We start from the raw sequence: 18472 nt of genomic DNA, 5'->3' as shown, positions 1-18472 counted from the left end.
ATTGATCTTGCAGAGAAAAAATAAAAAAGCGTCGGAGATTACCGACGCTTTTTGAAACATACTTGAATAGTTTACTGGTTAGAAGAGCGTTTTGCGGATAGTTTCTTCTTCACAGCGAAGAAATAGGCTAGAGTCAGAATAAATACCCAACCCAGACCAACATATAGAGCGTCTCTTGTTTGCTCAAAATACCCCAGCAATACGATGACACTGACCATGAAAACAAGCGTGATTATCGGAGCGATGGGCCACATTGGGATTGGAAATTTCAATCTCATGGCTTCTTCCGCACTCATTTGGCGACGCATGGCAATTTGCGAGATTAAAATCATCAACCATACCCAGACGGTTGCAAATGTGGCTACGGAAGCAATAAGAATGAAGATCTCTTCAGGGAGTAAATAATTCAGCACCACGCCAAGTAACAGAACCGCAGTCATGACAAGAACCGTCATCCAGGGCACACCATTACGAGTTAATTTTTTGAATGATTCGGGAGCTTGTCCTTCTTGCGCCATACCATACATCATCCTGCCCGCACCAAAAATATCACTATTAATAGCGGAAATAGCAGCGGTAATCACGACCACATTCAGAATGTTTGCAGCCGAATTAATTCCCAAATTGGAAAAAATCTGTACGAATGGGCTTCCATCCTGACCAATTTGGTTCCATGGATAGATGCTCATCAGGATACACAAAGTCAATACATAGAAGATCAAGATACGAAACGGAACCGCATTAATTGCCTGAGGGATCGTTTTTTCTGGATTTTTCGCTTCACTGGCAGTGATACCAATGACTTCTATGCCACCAAAAGCGAACATAACAATGGCGAATGAAGCTATCACCCCACTGATACCATTTGGCATAAAACCACCATGCTCCCATAAATTGGAGAGGCCGGTTGCATGCTCAGTTGCTTGCCCGAAACCGTAAAACATAATGGCAAGGCCGCCGATAATCATGGCAATAATGGCGGTGACTTTAATAATTGAAAGCCAAAACTCCATTTCACCAAAGATTTTTACGTGACACAGATTCAAGGCACCAATAAAACATACAATTCCTAAAACCCAAATCCATTGATCAACATACGGGAACCAGAGCTTCATATACATGCCGAATGCAGTAACATCAGCCAGGCAAACAAACAGCATTTCAAGAATATAGATCCAACCAGTTAAAAAACCGGCTAAAGGCCCCAAATAATGGCTGGCATATTGCGAAAAAGAACCAGAAACAGGATGGTGAACGGCCATTTCGCCCAGTGCTCTCATTACGATAAATACGGCAGCGCCGCCGATTAAATAGGCCAGCAATACAGCGGGGCCAGCTTGCTGTATTGCTGCTGCTGAGCCATAAAACAGCCCTGTGCCTATTGCAGAGCCTAAAGCCATGAAGCGGATGTGCCGCACGCTTAGACCCTGTTTAAGCTGATTTTCATTATTTTGCATTCGTTATTCCCATCTATCCTTTCAGCCTGAGAGTATTTAGGCATACGATGCTCTGTCTGACGTGAGATGCCAGCAAAAGCAACCCAGTACGATACCATAAAGATGGATGTTCGCGGGATAGATATCTGTAATAATAACGGGCAGTTTATTAAAACCAGAGTTTTTTTATGATTTACCCAATAAATGAAATCTTCCAAACTTTACAGGGAGAAGGAGTGTTTACCGGTGTACCTTCGGTTTTCATTCGATTACAAGGATGTCCGGTAGGGTGCAGTTGGTGTGATACCAAGCATACGTGGGAAAAAGAGGCTGATAAACAGCAGCCGATGGAAAATATCTTGCTGAAATCGCAAGAGAGTAATCTGTGGGGCGTTGCCAGTGCAAAACAATTGCTGAGCATATTCACTCGCCAAGGCTACAGTGCAAAGCATATTGTTATTACCGGAGGAGAACCGTGCTTATATGACCTTCGTCCTTTGACGGAAACACTGGAAAGTGAAGGCTATCAATGTCAGATTGAGACGAGTGGTACACATGCGATCCAGTGTTCTGACAAAACGTGGGTGACAGTTTCCCCGAAAGTGAAAATGCGCGGAGGATATCGAGTCTTGCCTGAGGCGATGAAACGTGCCAATGAAATCAAGCACCCTGTCGGGCGGCAACGCGATATTGAAGCATTGGATGAATTATTGACTATGCTTGATGGAAACCCTACTCCGGTTATTGCCTTACAGCCGATCAGCCAGAAAGAAGATGCAACCCGCCTGTGCATCGAAACATGTATTGCCCGTAATTGGCGTTTTTCGATGCAAACTCATAAATACTTAAATATCGCCTAAACCTCATTCAGCACCAGGCTCTGGTGCTGAACTCTTATTCGTCCCGATAGATACAACCTGCGCTACAAGTCTCTTTAACCATAACAGCACTGAGTTGAGGCAATGTCGGTTTTAACTTCTCCCAGATCCACTTGGCTAACACTTCGCTGGTTGGGTTTTCAAGCCCTGGAATTTCATTGAGGTAGTGGTGATCAAGCCGCTCCCAGACGGGTTTAAAAGCCGCTTTGACATCGGCAAAATCCATGAGCCAGCCACTAAGCGGATCGATTTCTCCGGTGATTTCCAGACGTACCATAAATGAATGCCCATGCAAACGCCCACATTTGTGTCCTTCCGGTACGTGTGGAAGGCGATGTGCTGCTTCGAATTGAAAATCTTTAAAAATGGTTGTACTCACTGTGCTTTCCCCTGATTTCAAAAGGTCGGCTATTCTACCTGAACTTTGCGAGCTTAACGTGATTTTTCTGGAAGGAAAAAGCACAATGCTTAACGACTTTATTGATATATTAAATCTGTAAATAAAGTTAGGCATTTTAGTTATGAGATATTGCGATCCTTTCTTTAAATACCGCTCCTATTCTGGGATAACCTTAATCAATTCATGCTGATGGCAAAGTTGATTTTTACATCTTTTACAACATGGATATTGGCTATAGCAAAAGGCACTGGGACAATGACCGCAAAACCACCTTCAATCGCATTACTACCTGTTTCTCCAGAACAATTATCACGCTTGCAATCTGCAATTAGTGATTTCTCTCCCCACCAATTAGCTTGGTTGTCTGGCTATTTTTGGGGAATGGTAAATCATCAGCCACAAACTGGAGCAGAAACCCCCGCAGTTTCCGTACAAGAAACCGTGACTTTGCTTTCCGCATCACAAACAGGCAACGCTCGTCGTCTGGCTGAACAACTAAGAGATTCACTATTAGCTGAAAATATTAATGTAAACTTAATTAATGCGGGTGACTATAAATTTAAGCAAATTTACCAGGAACGTGTATTGATTATTGTTGCTTCAACACAAGGTGAAGGTGAACCCGCAGAAGAAGCTGTAGCACTCCATAAGTATCTCTATTCCAAAAAAGCGCCATCAATGAAAGAGACGGTATATGCCGTATTTGGCCTTGGGGATACGTCGTATGAAAACTTTTGTCAGGCAGGGAAAGATTTTGACAGTCGTTTACATGAGCTTGGTGCTCAGCGCCTACTGGAGCGTATTGACGCTGATGTGGAATACGAAGAACAGGCTGCCCAATGGCGTCAGCAAGTTACGGATATTTTGAAGCAACGTTTGTCAGTACAAGCAAATTCTGTCATTTCATCGAATACTCCAGCGTATGTCAAAGAAACCCAAACGTACACTAGAGAAAGCCCTCTAACAGCCTCCCTGTTGACTAACCAGAAAATAACGGGACGGGGTTCTGACAAGGATGTTCGCCATATTGAAATTGATATAGGGGATTCAGGGTTGCGCTATCAACCAGGAGATGCCCTTGGCGTTTGGTTTGAAAACGATCCGGCTTTAGTGGATGAATTAATAGCCCTGCTTTGGTTGGAAGGTTCAGAGCAGGTCAATGTGTATGGAAAATCCCTCCCACTGCGTGAGGCGTTGATTCGCCATGTAGAGTTGACCCAAAATACCGGAATGATTGTTGGGAAATATGCAGCGTTGGCGAAAGATGAAAAACTGTTATCGCTGGCCGCTAACAAACAAGCATTGCAGCAATACGCTCAGACAACACCCATTGTAGATATGGTCAGGGCTGCGGCTTCACATCCAGAAGCCCAGCAATTTATTGATTTATTGCGTCCACTGACACCACGTCTCTATTCCATCTCTTCTTCACAATCTGAAGTGGAAAACGAAGTCCACATTACCGTGGGTGTCGTTCGTTATGATATTGAAGGGCGTGCCCGTACAGGTGGCGCGTCAGGTTATCTGGCGGATCGCTTGCAGGAAGATGACAACATACGAGTGTTTATCGAACAGAACGATAATTTCCGTTTACCGGCCGATCCTAATACACCAATCATCATGATTGGACCAGGAACGGGAGTTGCTCCGTTTAGGGCATTTTTGCAGCATCGTGACAGTCAGGGAGCGGAAGGTAAAAACTGGCTGTTTTTTGGTAACCCACATTTTATTGAAGATTTTCTTTATCAGGTTGAATTCCAGCGCTACGTGAAAGAGGGCTTATTGACCCGTATTGATCTGGCATGGTCAAGGGATCAGCAGCATAAAGTCTATGTACAAGACAAACTGCGTGAACAGGGAGAAGAAGTCTGGCGCTGGATTGAGGATGGCGCCCATCTGTATGTTTGTGGCGATGCGAATCGCATGGCAAAAGACGTAGAACAAGCCCTACTAGACATTATTTCACAATATAGTGGCATGGATGCTGAACAGGCTGATGAATTCTTGAGTGAATTGCGCCTTGAGCGCCGTTATCAGAGAGATGTTTACTAACGTGAGCAATTAACATGAGCAATGTGAGCAAAGAAAAACCAGATCCTTTGATCGTCGAAGGTAAACTTGCAGACAGCGAACGGATGAAGTTGGACAGTAATTATCTGCGAGGAACGATTAGCGAAGATTTAAAAAATGGGCTGACAGGTGGATTTGAGGGGGATAATTTCCTCCTTATCCGCTTTCATGGTATGTATCAGCAAGATGACCGTGATATTCGGGCGGAGCGCGCAGAACAAAAACTCGAACCGCGCCATGCCATGATGCTGCGTTGTCGTTTGCCTGGGGGAATTATTACGCCAAAACAGTGGTTGGGTATTGATCGGTTTGCAACAGAAAATACGTTGTATGGCAGTATTAGATTAACCAACCGCCAGACATTCCAGTTTCATGGGATCTTAAAAAATAATCTCAAGCCAGCACACCAATTATTGGCACAAATGGGGTTGGATTCACTGGCTACCGCCAACGACGTCAATCGTAACGTGCTGTGTACATCTAATCCAGTGCAATCTGCTTTACACCAACAGGCTTATGAGTGGGCAAAAAAGATATCGGAACATCTGCTGCCTCGTACCAATGCGTATGCTGAAATCTGGTTGGATAAAGAAAAAATTGCAACAACCGATGAAGAACCGATTCTTGGCACTACTTACCTGCCACGTAAATTCAAAACATCGGTGGTTATCCCGCCACAAAATGATGTGGATCTGCATGCCAACGATATGAACTTTGTCGCTATTGCGGAAAATGATCAATTAATTGGTTTTAACGTATTGGTGGGTGGGGGATTAGCCATGACCCACGGCGACAAAAAAACCTTTCCACGGCTGGCGAGTGAATTTGGTTTTATTGCACTGGAGCACACACTGGCAATTGCGGAGGCGATAGTGACCACCCAACGTGATTGGGGTAACCGGACTGACCGTAAAAATGCGAAAACCAAATATACCCTTGAACGTGTGGGCATTGAAACCTTCAAACAAGAGGTTGAAAAACGTGCTGGCGTGAAATTTGAAGCAATTCGCCCGTATCAATTCACTGGTCGGGGTGATCAAATTGGTTGGTTAAAAGGCATTGATGATCAATGGCATCTGACCTTATTTATTGAAAATGGTCGTTTGTTGGATTATCCCAACCAGCCATTAAAAACTGGGATTGCAGAAATTGCGAAAATCCATAAAGGAGATTTTCGTCTGACAGCCAACCAAAACCTGATTGTGGCAGGGATACCTGAGAGTGAAAAATCGCGGATCGAAGAAATTGCCCGTGCCCATGGCTTAATTGACGATAGCGTGACAACTTTGCGTCACCACGCTATGGCTTGTGTTTCATTTCCTACTTGTCCGTTAGCGATGGCCGAAGCAGAGCGTTTCCTGCCGACTTTTGTCGATTATGTTGATGCGTTAATGCAAAAGCATGGTGTTGGTGATGAAGAGATCATACTGCGCGTTACAGGTTGCCCCAATGGATGCGGCAGGGCGATGCTGGCAGAAATTGGGCTGGTGGGTAAAGCGCTTGATCGTTACAACCTGCATCTTGGTGGAAATCGCATAGGTGATCGAATTCCCCGCATGTACAGGGAAAATATCACATCAGCAGAGATCCTTGAGATACTGGATGAATTAATTGGTCGTTGGGCATTGGAGCGTCATACCGATGAATGTTTCGGTGATTTTCTGATCCGTGCTGATATCATCAAGCCAGTATTGAATTCGGCCGTCGATTTTTATGATTGGCAGGAGGCAGTATGAGCCGACTGAATTTATCGGAGCTGGTGGCACTGGCTCCAGAGCAGCAAATCACGTCATTGGCAGAAATCAATCAACAACTGGAGGTGTTGGATGCCCGTGAACGTGTGAGATGGGCGTTGGAACATCTGTCTGGTGAATTTGTGCTTTCCTCTAGTTTTGGTATTCAGGCGGCGGTTTGCTTGCATCTGGTGACGCGGGAGTACCCTGATATTCCTGTGGTTCTGACCGATACGGGATACCTATTTCCTGAAACGTATCAATTTATCGATAAATTGACTGAAAAACTCAATCTGAACTTGAAGATTTTTCGTGCAGAATATTCTCCGGCTTGGCAAGAAGCACGTTATGGCAAATTATGGGAACAGGGAATAGAGGGGATAGAACGTTATAACCAAATCAACAAAGTTGAGCCTATGAACCGCGCATTAAAAACGCTACAGGCACAAAGCTGGTTTGCGGGCTTGCGTCGTCAGCAATCAGAAAGCCGTACCCATTTACCTGTGCTGGCAATTCAACGAGGGGTGTTCAAAATCTTGCCCATTATTGATTGGGACAATCGGCAGGTACATCAATATCTGACAAAGTATGGTCTTGAATACCATCCATTATGGGAGCAGGGTTACCTTTCTGTGGGAGATACGCATACCACCCAAAAATGGGAACCAGGTATGAGTGAAGAACAAACTCGTTTTTTTGGTTTGAAACGTGAGTGCGGTTTGCACGAAGGTTAAATTAATATTACAAATCACAACAATTTCTATTAGACAGCGCATTTCGCAAAGAGAAGCGCTGTTTTTTTATTCTGAATATTTTGCTTAATCGGCCTTATAACACACGAAAAAATTATCTTATGCATTTCAGGAACAAATAATTACTTTTTGTCATTTCATAACCTGATCACAGCCTCATATATTCATCTTCTGGTCATCATAATAATTAAGAGCTATATCCTTTGTGACTATGAAATCCATAGGGTAGAACATGAACAGGCTCTAACGCGGGATGGTATCGTGGATTATTTACCTTTATTTATTGAGCTTAAAGCCCGATCTGTACTGCTGGTTGGGGGGGAGAAATCGCTTCTCGCAAAGCAGACTTATTACTTCGTACTGGTGCAGCGTTAACGATTGTTGCTCCTGAGCTACATGCAGAACTGCAACAACGCCATCAAACAGGAGAATTTGAGTGGTTACAGGGAACGTTTAAAACAGAATATCTTGATGGTGTATTTTTAGTGATTGCCGCCACAGACGATCACAACCTAAATCAACATATTTTTGCCGAAGCTAATAAGCGCGCTATCTTGACCAACGTTGTGGATAACCAACCACTCTGTTCGGCCATTTTTCCATCAATTATTGATCGCTCCCCGATTATCGTGGCGATCTCATCGGCTGGAAAATCTCCGGTATTAACCAGATTATTGCGAGAAAAGCTGGAGTCTTTGCTGCCATTTAGCTTGGGTACGATGGCAAATATTGCAGGGCGCTGGCGCGAACGCGTGAAACAACGTCTTACTTCCATACGTCAACGACGTCATTTTTGGGAAAAAGCGTTTAATGGGCGTTTTGCCACACTAATCGCCAATGGGCAATTACAACAAGCAGAAGAGCAACTTGAACAGCAGTTGGCACAAGGTGATCCTCATTCCCAAGGAGAACTTGCGTTGGTAGGCGCTGGGCCAGGTGATCCAGGATTATTGACTTTAAAAGGCTTGCAGGTGATTCAGCAGGCTGACGTCATTCTTTATGACCATTTAGTGAGTGCAGAAATTCTGGAATTAGTTCGCCGTGATGCAGACAAAATCTGTGTTGGAAAAAGAGCGGGTAATCACTCTGTGGCGCAGGAAGAAACCAACCGACTTATCATCAAATTAGCGGATCAGGGGAAAAAAGTAGTTCGCTTAAAAGGGGGCGATCCCTTTATTTTTGGTCGTGGTGGAGAGGAGTTACAGATTGCAGCAGCAGTGGGAATTCCTTTTCAAGTCGTGCCCGGCATTACGGCAGCAGTGGGCGCGTCTGCTTACGCAGGTATCCCATTGACCCACAGAGAACACGCGCAAAGCGTTACTTTTATTACCGGACATTGCCGTGAAAATGGCAATGAATTGGATTGGCCTGCGCTAGCGCGAGGCAATCAAACATTAGCCATTTATATGGGGATCATGAAAGCAGCCTTGATCAGCCAAAAGCTGATTTCACACGGTCGGGATAGCAATACTCCCGTTGCCGTGATCGGTTGTGGCACTCGTCCAGAGCAACAAGTATTGACCGGAACCTTGTCCGAATTGGAGCGATTGGCACAAGACGTACCATCACCCGCTTTGCTGGTAATAGGAGAGGTGGCTCAACTCCACCATCAGATAGGATGGTTTGAAAGCAAAAACGCTGCTGATCAAGTAAATCGCCCTGCTGTGATTGATTTAGTATAAGGAGTGCCTAATGGACGAAAAAAAACTGACACACTTACAGCAACTTGAAGCTGAAAGTATCCATATTATTCGGGAAGTAGCTGCTGAATTTGCCAACCCCGTCATGCTCTATTCGATTGGCAAAGATTCCTCAGTGATGCTGCATCTTGCACGTAAAGCATTTTATCCGGGAAAACTGCCTTTCCCTTTATTGCACGTAGATACAGGCTGGAAATTTCAGGACATGTACAACTTCCGTGATCGCACAGCGGAAAAATATGGTTTTGAGTTACTGGTTTACCGTAATCCACAAGGAGAGGCATTGGGAATTAATCCTTTTATTCATGGCAGTGCCAAACATACCGATATCATGAAAACAGAAGGATTGAAGCAGGCTCTGGATAAATATGGCTTTGATGCAGCATTTGGCGGAGCGCGGCGTGATGAAGAAAAATCGCGCGCTAAAGAACGAATTTACTCATTCCGTGATCGTTCCCATCGTTGGGACCCCAAAAACCAGCGTCCCGAACTTTGGCGCAATTATAACGGCCAGATTAACAAAGGGGAAAGTATCCGCGTCTTCCCGTTATCCAACTGGACAGAGTTGGATATCTGGCAATACATCTACTTGGAGCAGATCGATATCGTCCCCCTCTATTTTGCTAAATCTCGTCCGGTTGTTCAGCGCGAGGGGACATTAATTATGGTTGATGATGATCGCATCGATCTGAAATCAGGGGAAGTAATTAGCCAGCGCAAAGTGCGCTTTAGGACACTTGGCTGCTGGCCTCTGACCGGAGCTGTAGAATCAGGAGCAGAAACGTTGCCGGAAATCATCGAAGAAATGTTGATATCAACCACTAGTGAACGGCAAGGTCGGCTGATTGATAGTGATCAGTCGGGTTCTATGGAGCTGAAAAAGCGTCAGGGTTATTTTTAAGGAGTCCAGATATGCCAGCACTTGCATATAATGAAACCATTGCGAGTCAGATCAAGCAACAAGGTGGAGTTGAAGCTTATCTTCGGGAGCAGCAGGAGAAAGGATTACTGCGCTTTTTAACCTGCGGCAGCGTGGATGATGGCAAAAGTACATTAATTGGCCGCTTATTACATGACACACGCCAGATTTATGAAGATCAACTGGCAACCTTACAAAGCGATAGCAAGCGAATAGGGACTCAGGGAGAAAAGCTCGATCTGGCTTTATTAGTAGATGGGTTGGCGGCTGAACGGGAACAGGGTATCACCATTGACGTCGCATACCGCTATTTTTCCACGGAAAAGCGGAAATTCATCATTGCAGACACCCCAGGGCATGAACAATATACCCGCAATATGGCGACAGGTGCGTCAACCAGTGAACTTTCTATTTTATTGATCGATGCACGCAAAGGTGTTCAGGAACAAACTCGCCGTCACAGTTTTATCAGTACCTTGTTGGGGATCCGTCACTTGGTGGTGGCAGTTAATAAAATGGATCTGGTTGGATATCAGCAAGAGATATTTGAACAAATCAAGCAAAATTATTTAAATTTTGCGGCACAATTACCTACTGATCTAAACATCTATTTCGTTCCAATTTCGGCGTTGGAAGGGGATAACATCGTCATCCGCAGCGAAAACATGGCGTGGTATACAGGGGAAACTTTACTGGATATCTTGGAGATTGTAGACGTCAAAACAAAAGCGACGGAACAGCCCTTGCGTTTTCCGGTGCAGTATGTCAACCGACCTGATCTTGATTTTCGTGGATACAGCGGCACATTGTCATCGGGCGTTTTATGGCAAGGCCAGCAAATAAAAGTTATGCCGTCTGGTGTGGTTTCTACGGTGGAAAGCATTGTCACTTTTCATGGCGATCTCACATTTGCCGTGCCTGGAGAGGCTATTACCATCGTATTAAAAGATGAAGTAGATATTAGCCGTGGTGATTTACTGGTTGCTGTTGAAGATCAAATGAGCGCGACTCACCATGCTTTGGTTGATGTTGTCTGGATGTCAGAACAGCCACTGATTCAAGGGCAAAGTTTGGATATCAAAGTAGCAGGCAAAAAAAGCCGTGGTAAAGTCGATAATATTCAATATCAGGTGGATATTAACAACCTGACACAGAAAGTCGCAGTTGAGTTACCCCTCAACGCCATTGGGCGGGTGGAGTTTTCATTTGATGAACCTTTATTGCTCGACAGCTACGCGCAAAATGCAGATACCGGTGGCATTATCCTGATTGATCGTCTGACCAATGTTACCGTAGGTGCGGGATTGGTGCGTGAAATTCAGGCAGATGTTTACGAGGAGCCTAAAGAGTACAGTGAGTTTGAACTGGAACTTAACCAATTAGTTCGTCGCCACTTCCCGCACTGGGGAGTACGTGATCTATTGGGAGGAAAATAAGTGGCTCAGGAGAATATCGTCTGGCATTCACATGTTTTAGATAGGGTACAGCGGGAAAGCGCAAATGGGCATTCTGCACTGGTGATTTGGTTCACAGGGTTATCAGGCTCAGGAAAATCCACTCTTGCAGGCGCATTGGAGCAGGCATTGTTTGCTCAGGGCATCAAAACATACTTACTGGATGGCGATAATGTGCGTCATGGCCTATGCAATGATTTAGGCTTTTCTGAAATAGATCGGCAGGAAAATATCCGACGAGTCGGTGAAGTTGCAAAATTGATGGTTGATGCAGGGCTGGTTGTCCTGACGGCCTTTATTTCCCCTCATAGGGCAGAACGGCAAAAGATACGTGAATTAATAGAAGAGGGGCGATTTATTGAAGTGTATGTTGATACACCATTAGAGATATGTGAATCCCGTGATCCCAAAGGACTGTATAAAAAAGCACGAGCGGGAGAATTGCACAATTTCACCGGAATTGATGCTGTCTATGAAGCCCCCGAACAGCCAGAAATCTATTTAGATGGTTCACAATCTGTAGGATTTTCGGTTGAAAAACTGCTTTTTGCTCTGAAAAACTACCAAATCCTGCCAACTTAACGACCAAATCCAACAAACTGTCATGAAACACATTATTATTGTTAGTGAAATAATGTGTTTCTACACTCAGTTAATGCAGTGCATTTCGAGCATATCGTGTGATCCGGTTTTACCTGTGGTCTCAAAATGGTTTTGCGAATGATTTTGTAAATGGTTTTGTGAGAGTCGGTGGCGTCATGCTTTCAGTTGTGGGATGATTAGCGGGTTTTCAGGGGGGGGAGATGGGCAAACTAACGCTACTATTATTGGTTCTGCTGGGATGGTTACAGTATTCGCTGTGGTTCGGTAAAAATGGCATTCACGATTATGTGCGAGTTAAGGCTGAAGTTGATAAACAAGGGATTGATAACTTCAAACTGAAAGCACGTAACGACCAGCTATTTGCTGAAATTAAGGATCTTAAAGGGGGGCAGGAAGCGATTGAAGAACGCGCTCGTAATGAATTGGGCATGATTAAACCAGGAGAATCTTTTTATCGTATGGTGCCAGATATCTCAAAACATAATGCGCAATAATCTTTAAATCAAAACAGTAAATAATAATCGAAATGAATAAGTCACAACTTCATTCCCCTGCTGATGTTTCTCTTGCTGAAATTATCGCCTTGATCCCTGCTGCGGGTATCGGTAGCAGGATGAAATCAGATTGCCCAAAACAGTATCTGAACGTTGCCGGAAAAACAATTCTTGAACATACCTTAGCAGCACTGTTTGAGCATCCGCGTATACAACGCGTTATTATTGCGCTGAATCCTGCTGATACACAATTTGCGCAATTACCCATCGCTTCTGATCCAAGAATTACGACAGTAATTGGCGGCGAAGAGCGAGCTGATTCGGTTCTGGCTGGGTTAGATTATCTGTCTGATTTGCCTACAGACAGGACAACTTGGGTTTTAGTGCATGATGCTGCCCGTCCTTGTCTTCATAGAAATGATCTTGATAACTTGCTACAGATTATTGATCACAACGCAAGATCTCCTGATGTATGTGGTGGATTATTAGCATCACCTGTGAGGGACACGATGAAACGCATGGTATCGCAATCAGTGGCAGGATCGTCCACAATTAACCACGCATTAATTGCCCATACCGTTGACCGCAACGGGCTTTGGCATGCTTTGACTCCACAACTATTCCCTTTGCAGTTATTACGTGATTGTTTGATCAAAACACTTGCAGATCAAGCCTGTATCACCGATGAATCTTCGGCGCTTGAGCATTGTGGGTATCGTCCTGTGTTAATTAATGGACGAGCGGACAATATCAAAGTAACCCAGCCTGAAGATTTGGCACTGGCGGAATTTTATCTATCCCAAAAAGCTAAGGAATCTATCGTATGAGAATTGGACACGGTTTTGATGTGCATAAATTTGGTGGAGAAGGGCCATTGATCATTGGCGGTGTCCGCATTCCTTATGAACAAGGATTAATTGCCCATTCAGATGGCGATGTCGCCTTGCACGCTGCTACAGACGCCCTCTTGGGGGCGGCAGCATTGGGCGATATTGGTAAATTATTTCCCGATACCGACCCTGCTTTCAAAGGTGCAGATAGTCGTGAATTATTGAAAGAAGCCTACCGCCGTATCCGTGCGAAGGGCTATCGGATAGGGAACTTGGATATCACCATCATTGCACAGGCGCCGAAAATGTTGCCGCATATTTCCCAGATGCGGGTTAACCTGGCGGAAGATCTTGAATGTCATATGGATGATATTAACGTTAAAGCAACAACAACGGAAAAACTGGGGTTTGTTGGCCGTAAAGAAGGTATTGCCTGCGAAGCGGTTGCTTTGTTGGTAAAGGAATGAGCATGACTTTGAGTGAATTACATTGGCTTCATGGCCAACCGGAAGCGACTGGTATTGTTAAAGCTACACCAGAAGATTTCATTGTTCGCGAAGATTTGGGATTTTCTCCTGATGGAGAAGGCGAACACATAATGGTACATCTTCGTAAAACAGGATGTAACACCCAATTTGTCGCGGATCATCTTGCCCGTTTTGCCAAAATACCGGCTCGTTCTGTCAGTTATGCGGGATTGAAAGATCGTAACGCAGTGACGGAACAGTGGTTCTGTTTACATATACCGGGGAAACAAGATCCAGATTTCACGGCATTCCAACTTGAAGGTTGTGAAGTGCTGGCAATTTCCCGCCAGAAACGCAAGCTGCGGATTGGCGCATTGAAAGGCAATGATTTCACTCTGGTATTAAGAGAAATTTCTGACCAACAATCTGTAGAAAAACGCTTGCGGCAGATAGCACAAACTGGCGTTCCAAATTATTTTGGTGAACAGCGTTTCGGGCGGGATGGACAAAACTTAGTTCAGGCTCAACGCTGGGCAGATAATGAAATCCATGTCAAGGAACGCAACCGCCGCAGTTTCTACCTTTCTGCCTGTCGCAGCGCGATGTTTAATGCTGTTGCCAGCAGACGTATCGCCCAGGGTGAACACCAGAAGGTAAAAAATGGTGATGCATTACAATTAACAGGGCGCGGTAGCTGGTTTGTCGTTGATGAACCTGAATTATCGGTATTGCAGCAGCGAGTAATGGATGGAGAGTTACAGATAACGGCTCCTTTACCGGGAGACAAAGCATTAGGAACGCAGGATCAGGCACTGGATTTCGAACAACAATGCTTATTGGATTACGAAGCTCTTTGGGCATTAGTCAAACGTGAGCGTGTGGAAAGCGCCCGTCGGGCAATATTGGTGAAACCGCTTAACCTGCATTGGGAATGGCAAGACGACCAAACTGTCATTCTGCATTTCTCTTTGCCATCTGGTAGCTTTGCAACCAGCGTTGTCAGAGAACTGATCAATCAGGATCTTGGCTCTTTCCTTGATGTAGCCTGAATGTAAAGCACTCTACAAAACTGTCAGCGTCATGCTAAGATCAAACACACACAGGGTGAATTACCCTATTAACCTATTTTATTTTTAATAAAATCAATGAGATATATCAATGCTGCGGATATTGCTGAGTAACGATGATGGTGTCACCGCACCAGGTATTCAAACCTTAGCGGCTACATTGCGGAAACACTATCATGTTCAGGTCGTTGCACCTGACCGTAACCGTAGTGGTGCGTCGAATGCCTTAACGCTGGATCGCCCTTTGCGCATCAACACACTGAACAATGGTGATATCTCTGTTCAGGAAGGTACACCGACGGATTGTGTCTATTTGGGCGTGAATAATCTGGTACTTCCTCGTCCTGACATCGTCGTTTCTGGCATCAACTGTGGCCCTAACCTTGGTGATGACGTGATTTACTCTGGCACGGTTGCGGCTGCAATGGAAGGACGCCATTTAGGCTTACCGGCATTGGCGATATCACTCAATGGTAACCAACATTACGAAACGGCGGCAGAAGTGACAGTACGTTTATTAGCTCTGTTGCAAAAATCCCCATTGAGGGCGGGTAATATTTTGAATATTAATGTACCTGATATTCCCCTTGAACAAATCAAGGGATTTCGGGTGACGCGATGTGGTCGTCGTAGTGCTGCTGAACAAGTCTATGCCATGGAAGATCCCAAAGGTAATATGCTCTATTGGATAGGTCCTCCGGGAGAAAAAAGTGATTTTGGGCCTGAAACAGATTTTGCTGCGGTAGAAGAAGGATTTGTCTCCATTACCCCTTTGCAAGTGGACTTAACTGCTTATAAAGCCCAAGAGCTGATAAGTGATTGGTTGGCAAAAGTCGGGGATATTGGGGAATGTTAAAACGATCAATGAAAAATTTGCTGGCGCAATTGCGTCAGCAAGGAATTCACAATGAGCACCTGTTGGAGGTTATTGGCAAAGTACCTCGAGAATGTTTTGTGGATGAAGCTCTTGCACATAAGGCATATGAAAATACCGCCCTGCCTATTGGTCATGGGCAAACTATCTCCCAACCTTATATTGTCGCTCGCATGACAGAGTTGCTGAATTTAACCCCTGAATCTAATGTATTGGAAATTGGCACCGGCTCAGGTTATCAAACAGCAATACTTGCTCACTTAGCCAGACGCGTTTTCTCCGTGGAGCGGATTAAAGGCTTGCAGTGGCAGGCTAAGCGCAGATTGAAGCAACTCGACCTACACAATATCTCAACCCGACACGGTGATGGTTGGAATGGATGGCCATCAAAAGGGCCTTTTGACGCTATCATTGTCACAGCCGCACCACCAGAAATTCCGCAGGCATTACTCCAGCAACTTGCCGATGGAGGCGTGATGGTTTTACCTGTCGGTGAGCGAACTCAGTTACTGAAAGTGGTACATCGCTATGGGAATGATTTCCATAGCGACATTATCGAACCTGTCCGTTTTGTCCCCCTAATTCAAGGCGAACTAGCATAATCAGCTAATTTATTTAATAGGGGATAGTTTCAAATTAGCTGTTATTTTTTCTGAAATTAAGCAAAATGTTTCGCTTTAAATCTTTTGTAATCCTAAATTTTTATAAATCACCATTATTTACACTTATATTTGCCTTTATGGGGGAATAAAGTATGAATCTAGAAAACCCAATGAAAAAAATAAAATGGATAATTGCCTGTACTTTTATGGGAGCCGTATTGGTAGGTTGTAGTAATCCATCAAATCGTCCAGCCCCAATAGTGAATATCGATACAAATCGCGTATCAGATAATCATGCTATTAGAGACCGTCATCTAGTGAATAATGCTGTTAATAGTAGTTCGTTACAAGGGAAAATTATTTATAACCGTAACTACGAAAATATTCCCAAAGGAAGCTACAACGGGAGCACTTATACGGTTAAACATGGCGATACTTTGTTTTATATAGCCTGGATTACAGGTAGTGATTTCCGTGACTTATCTCACAAAAATAATATTTCAGAGCCTTATAGCTTAAATGTTGGTCAAGTCCTGAGAATAGGTAATCCAACCTCCAAAAATGGTGTATTAATAGCATCAAATAGTACTAAATCTAAAATTAGTCAGGTTGATTTTCAAAAAATTAATGCGTATCCTGCAAATATTGATAGACCAGAATCAGGAAAGATGTTGCCAAAGAAAACTATTTCTGATGGCAATATTTCTTATTCAAAAGTATCTACAGCAACAGATACAGGAGTAAATAGCGCTATTAATGGTATTGATACTATTAATAGTTGGAGGTGGCCGGCAGAAGGAAAAATTCTTGAAGGCTTTACTGATTCTCAAGGAGGAAATAAAGGCATTGATATTACGGGTCATCGTGGCCAACCCGTATTTGCAACAGCCAGTGGAAAAGTGGTTTATGCCGGAAATGCATTACGTGGCTATGGAAATCTAATAATAATAAAACATAACGATGACTACCTAAGTGCTTATGCGCACAACGACACAATGTTGGTTCGTGAGCAACAGGATGTTCAAGCGGGGCAAAAAATTGCCACTATGGGTAGCACCGGAGCAAGTTCAGTAAGATTGCATTTTGAAATTCGCTATAAGGGAAAATCCGTAAACCCGCTGCGTTATCTTCCGCAGCGATAAACAGGGGCAGGGTTCTGAAATTCCTGCCCGCATTATCATGGGTAGGAGTAGCTGATGAGCCAAAGTACGCTTAAAGTTAATGAGTTGTATGATGATGCGAATTTAGACGAAAATAGCATGGAAGCTGATGACTTTGATGAAGCGTTGCTGAAAGATGAGGATGATATAACTGGTCTTGATGAAGATGTGGATTTGTTGCAAGGAGTAAACCAAAGGGTACTTGATGCAACACAGCTTTATCTTGGAGAGATTGGTTTCTCACCTCTGCTGACAGCAGAGGAAGAGGTTCTTTTCGCCAGACGAGCACTGCGAGGGGATGTTGCTGCACGCCAACGTATGATTGAAAGTAACTTGCGATTGGTTGTAAAAATATCCCGCCGATATAGCAATCGTGGATTAGCACTGCTAGATCTGATTGAAGAAGGTAACCTTGGGCTTATTCGTGCAGTGGAAAAATTTGACCCTGAAAGAGGTTTTCGTTTTTCCACTTATGCGACATGGTGGATCCGTCAAACAATTGAACGAGCCATTATGAATCAAACTCGCACAATTCGCCTGCCTATTCATATAGTCAAAGAATTGAATGTCTATTTACGTACTGCAAGAGAACTGGCACATACATTGGATCATGAACCAAGTATTGAAGAGATTGCGGAAAAACTGGATAAGCCTGTTGAAGACGTAAGCCGTATGATGCGTCTGAACGAGCGCATTACTTCTGTCGATACACCAATTAGTGGTGATTCAGATAAAGCATTATTGGATATTTTGTCTGATGAAAATGATTCAGGGCCAGAAACAACTATTCAAGATGATGATATGAAACAGAGTATCGTGAAATGGTTGTTTGAACTGAACGCAAAACAACGCGAAGTTTTAGCCCGTCGTTTTGGTTTGCTTGGATACGAAGCAGAAACATTGGAAGATGTTGGGCGAGAAATTGGTTTAACAAGAGAGAGAGTTCGTCAAATTCAAGTTGAGGGATTGCGTCGTCTTAGAGATATATTGCATACCCAAGGTTTGAATATAGAATCATTATTCCGCACCTAAT

General features: G+C 44.1%; 17 protein-coding genes and 1 pseudogene. 16 read left to right on the top strand and 2 right to left on the bottom strand.

Features of this window, described 5'->3' with window-relative positions:
• Positions 1-71: 71 nt before the first annotated feature.
• Complete coding sequence (locus tag Xish_RS04365) at positions 72-1457, bottom strand: amino acid permease (protein ID WP_099116876.1); 1386 nt, start codon at positions 1455-1457, stop codon at positions 72-74.
• A 167-nt stretch (positions 1458-1624) separates the two neighbouring features.
• Between Xish_RS04365 and queE the strand changes: the two genes are divergently transcribed.
• A complete protein-coding gene (queE, locus tag Xish_RS04360) occupies positions 1625-2296 on the top strand; it encodes a 7-carboxy-7-deazaguanine synthase QueE (RefSeq protein WP_099116875.1) in 672 nt (223 codons plus the stop codon).
• 34 nt (positions 2297-2330) lie between these two features.
• Here queE and queD read toward each other — a convergent pair whose 3' ends face one another.
• On the bottom strand, positions 2331-2693 hold the full coding sequence (gene queD / locus Xish_RS04355; protein ID WP_099116874.1) for a 6-carboxytetrahydropterin synthase QueD: 363 nt from the start codon (positions 2691-2693) through the stop codon (positions 2331-2333).
• A gap of 276 nt (positions 2694-2969) precedes the next feature.
• On the opposite strand from queD, the gene cysJ reads away from it, so the two are divergent.
• The 15 genes and pseudogenes from cysJ (at position 2970) to rpoS (ending at position 18471) form a co-directional block, all read left to right on the top strand.
• On the top strand, positions 2970-4766 hold the full coding sequence (cysJ, locus tag Xish_RS04350; protein WP_099118664.1) for an NADPH-dependent assimilatory sulfite reductase flavoprotein subunit: 1797 nt from the start codon (positions 2970-2972) through the stop codon (positions 4764-4766).
• Between the two features lie 14 nt (positions 4767-4780).
• Positions 4781-6520: an assimilatory sulfite reductase (NADPH) hemoprotein subunit gene (gene cysI, locus Xish_RS04345; protein ID WP_099116873.1), complete on the top strand. Its 1740-nt coding sequence runs from the start codon at positions 4781-4783 to the stop codon at positions 6518-6520.
• Entirely contained in the window at positions 6517-7251 is a 735-nt protein-coding gene (locus tag Xish_RS04340) for a phosphoadenylyl-sulfate reductase (RefSeq protein WP_099116872.1), read from the top strand. Before cysI ends, Xish_RS04340 begins: the two co-directional genes overlap by 4 nt.
• Before the next feature lie 279 nt (positions 7252-7530).
• Positions 7531-8951: pseudogene (gene cysG / locus Xish_RS04335) on the top strand (siroheme synthase CysG).
• 10 nt (positions 8952-8961) lie between these two features.
• Positions 8962-9870, top strand: coding sequence for a sulfate adenylyltransferase subunit CysD (cysD, locus tag Xish_RS04330; RefSeq protein WP_099116871.1), 909 nt, complete (start codon positions 8962-8964; stop codon positions 9868-9870).
• An 11-nt stretch (positions 9871-9881) separates the two neighbouring features.
• Entirely contained in the window at positions 9882-11324 is a 1443-nt protein-coding gene (gene cysN / locus Xish_RS04325) for a sulfate adenylyltransferase subunit CysN (protein ID WP_099116870.1), read from the top strand.
• Positions 11325-11924: an adenylyl-sulfate kinase gene (cysC, locus tag Xish_RS04320; protein WP_099116869.1), complete on the top strand. Its 600-nt coding sequence runs from the start codon at positions 11325-11327 to the stop codon at positions 11922-11924.
• A 221-nt stretch (positions 11925-12145) separates the two neighbouring features.
• On the top strand, positions 12146-12439 hold the full coding sequence (gene ftsB, locus Xish_RS04315) for a cell division protein FtsB (protein WP_099116868.1): 294 nt from the start codon (positions 12146-12148) through the stop codon (positions 12437-12439).
• 32 nt (positions 12440-12471) lie between these two features.
• Complete coding sequence (gene ispD, locus Xish_RS04310; RefSeq protein WP_099116867.1) at positions 12472-13266, top strand: 2-C-methyl-D-erythritol 4-phosphate cytidylyltransferase; 795 nt, start codon at positions 12472-12474, stop codon at positions 13264-13266.
• Entirely contained in the window at positions 13263-13736 is a 474-nt protein-coding gene (gene ispF, locus Xish_RS04305) for a 2-C-methyl-D-erythritol 2,4-cyclodiphosphate synthase (RefSeq protein WP_099116866.1), read from the top strand. The genes ispD and ispF overlap by 4 nt, the downstream gene beginning before the upstream one ends.
• A gap of 2 nt (positions 13737-13738) precedes the next feature.
• Positions 13739-14785: a tRNA pseudouridine(13) synthase TruD gene (gene truD, locus Xish_RS04300; protein ID WP_099116865.1), complete on the top strand. Its 1047-nt coding sequence runs from the start codon at positions 13739-13741 to the stop codon at positions 14783-14785.
• 109 nt (positions 14786-14894) lie between these two features.
• Entirely contained in the window at positions 14895-15659 is a 765-nt protein-coding gene (surE, locus tag Xish_RS04295; protein ID WP_099116864.1) for a 5'/3'-nucleotidase SurE, read from the top strand.
• A complete protein-coding gene (locus Xish_RS04290) occupies positions 15653-16279 on the top strand; it encodes a protein-L-isoaspartate(D-aspartate) O-methyltransferase (RefSeq protein ID WP_099116863.1) in 627 nt (208 codons plus the stop codon). The genes surE and Xish_RS04290 overlap by 7 nt, the downstream gene beginning before the upstream one ends.
• Positions 16280-16449: 170 nt before the next feature.
• Positions 16450-17421: a murein hydrolase activator NlpD gene (nlpD, locus tag Xish_RS04285; protein ID WP_208614838.1), complete on the top strand. Its 972-nt coding sequence runs from the start codon at positions 16450-16452 to the stop codon at positions 17419-17421.
• A gap of 54 nt (positions 17422-17475) precedes the next feature.
• The gene (gene rpoS / locus Xish_RS04280; RefSeq protein WP_099116861.1) at positions 17476-18471 is read left to right on the top strand and encodes an RNA polymerase sigma factor RpoS; all 996 of its coding nucleotides are present in this window, start codon (positions 17476-17478) and stop codon (positions 18469-18471) included.
• Position 18472 lies beyond the last annotated feature (1 nt).

Source organism: Xenorhabdus ishibashii (genome assembly GCF_002632755.1).
GTDB classification, from domain to species: Bacteria; Pseudomonadota; Gammaproteobacteria; order Enterobacterales; family Enterobacteriaceae; genus Xenorhabdus; species Xenorhabdus ishibashii.
This window is presented reverse-complemented; position numbering and strand designations above follow the sequence as displayed.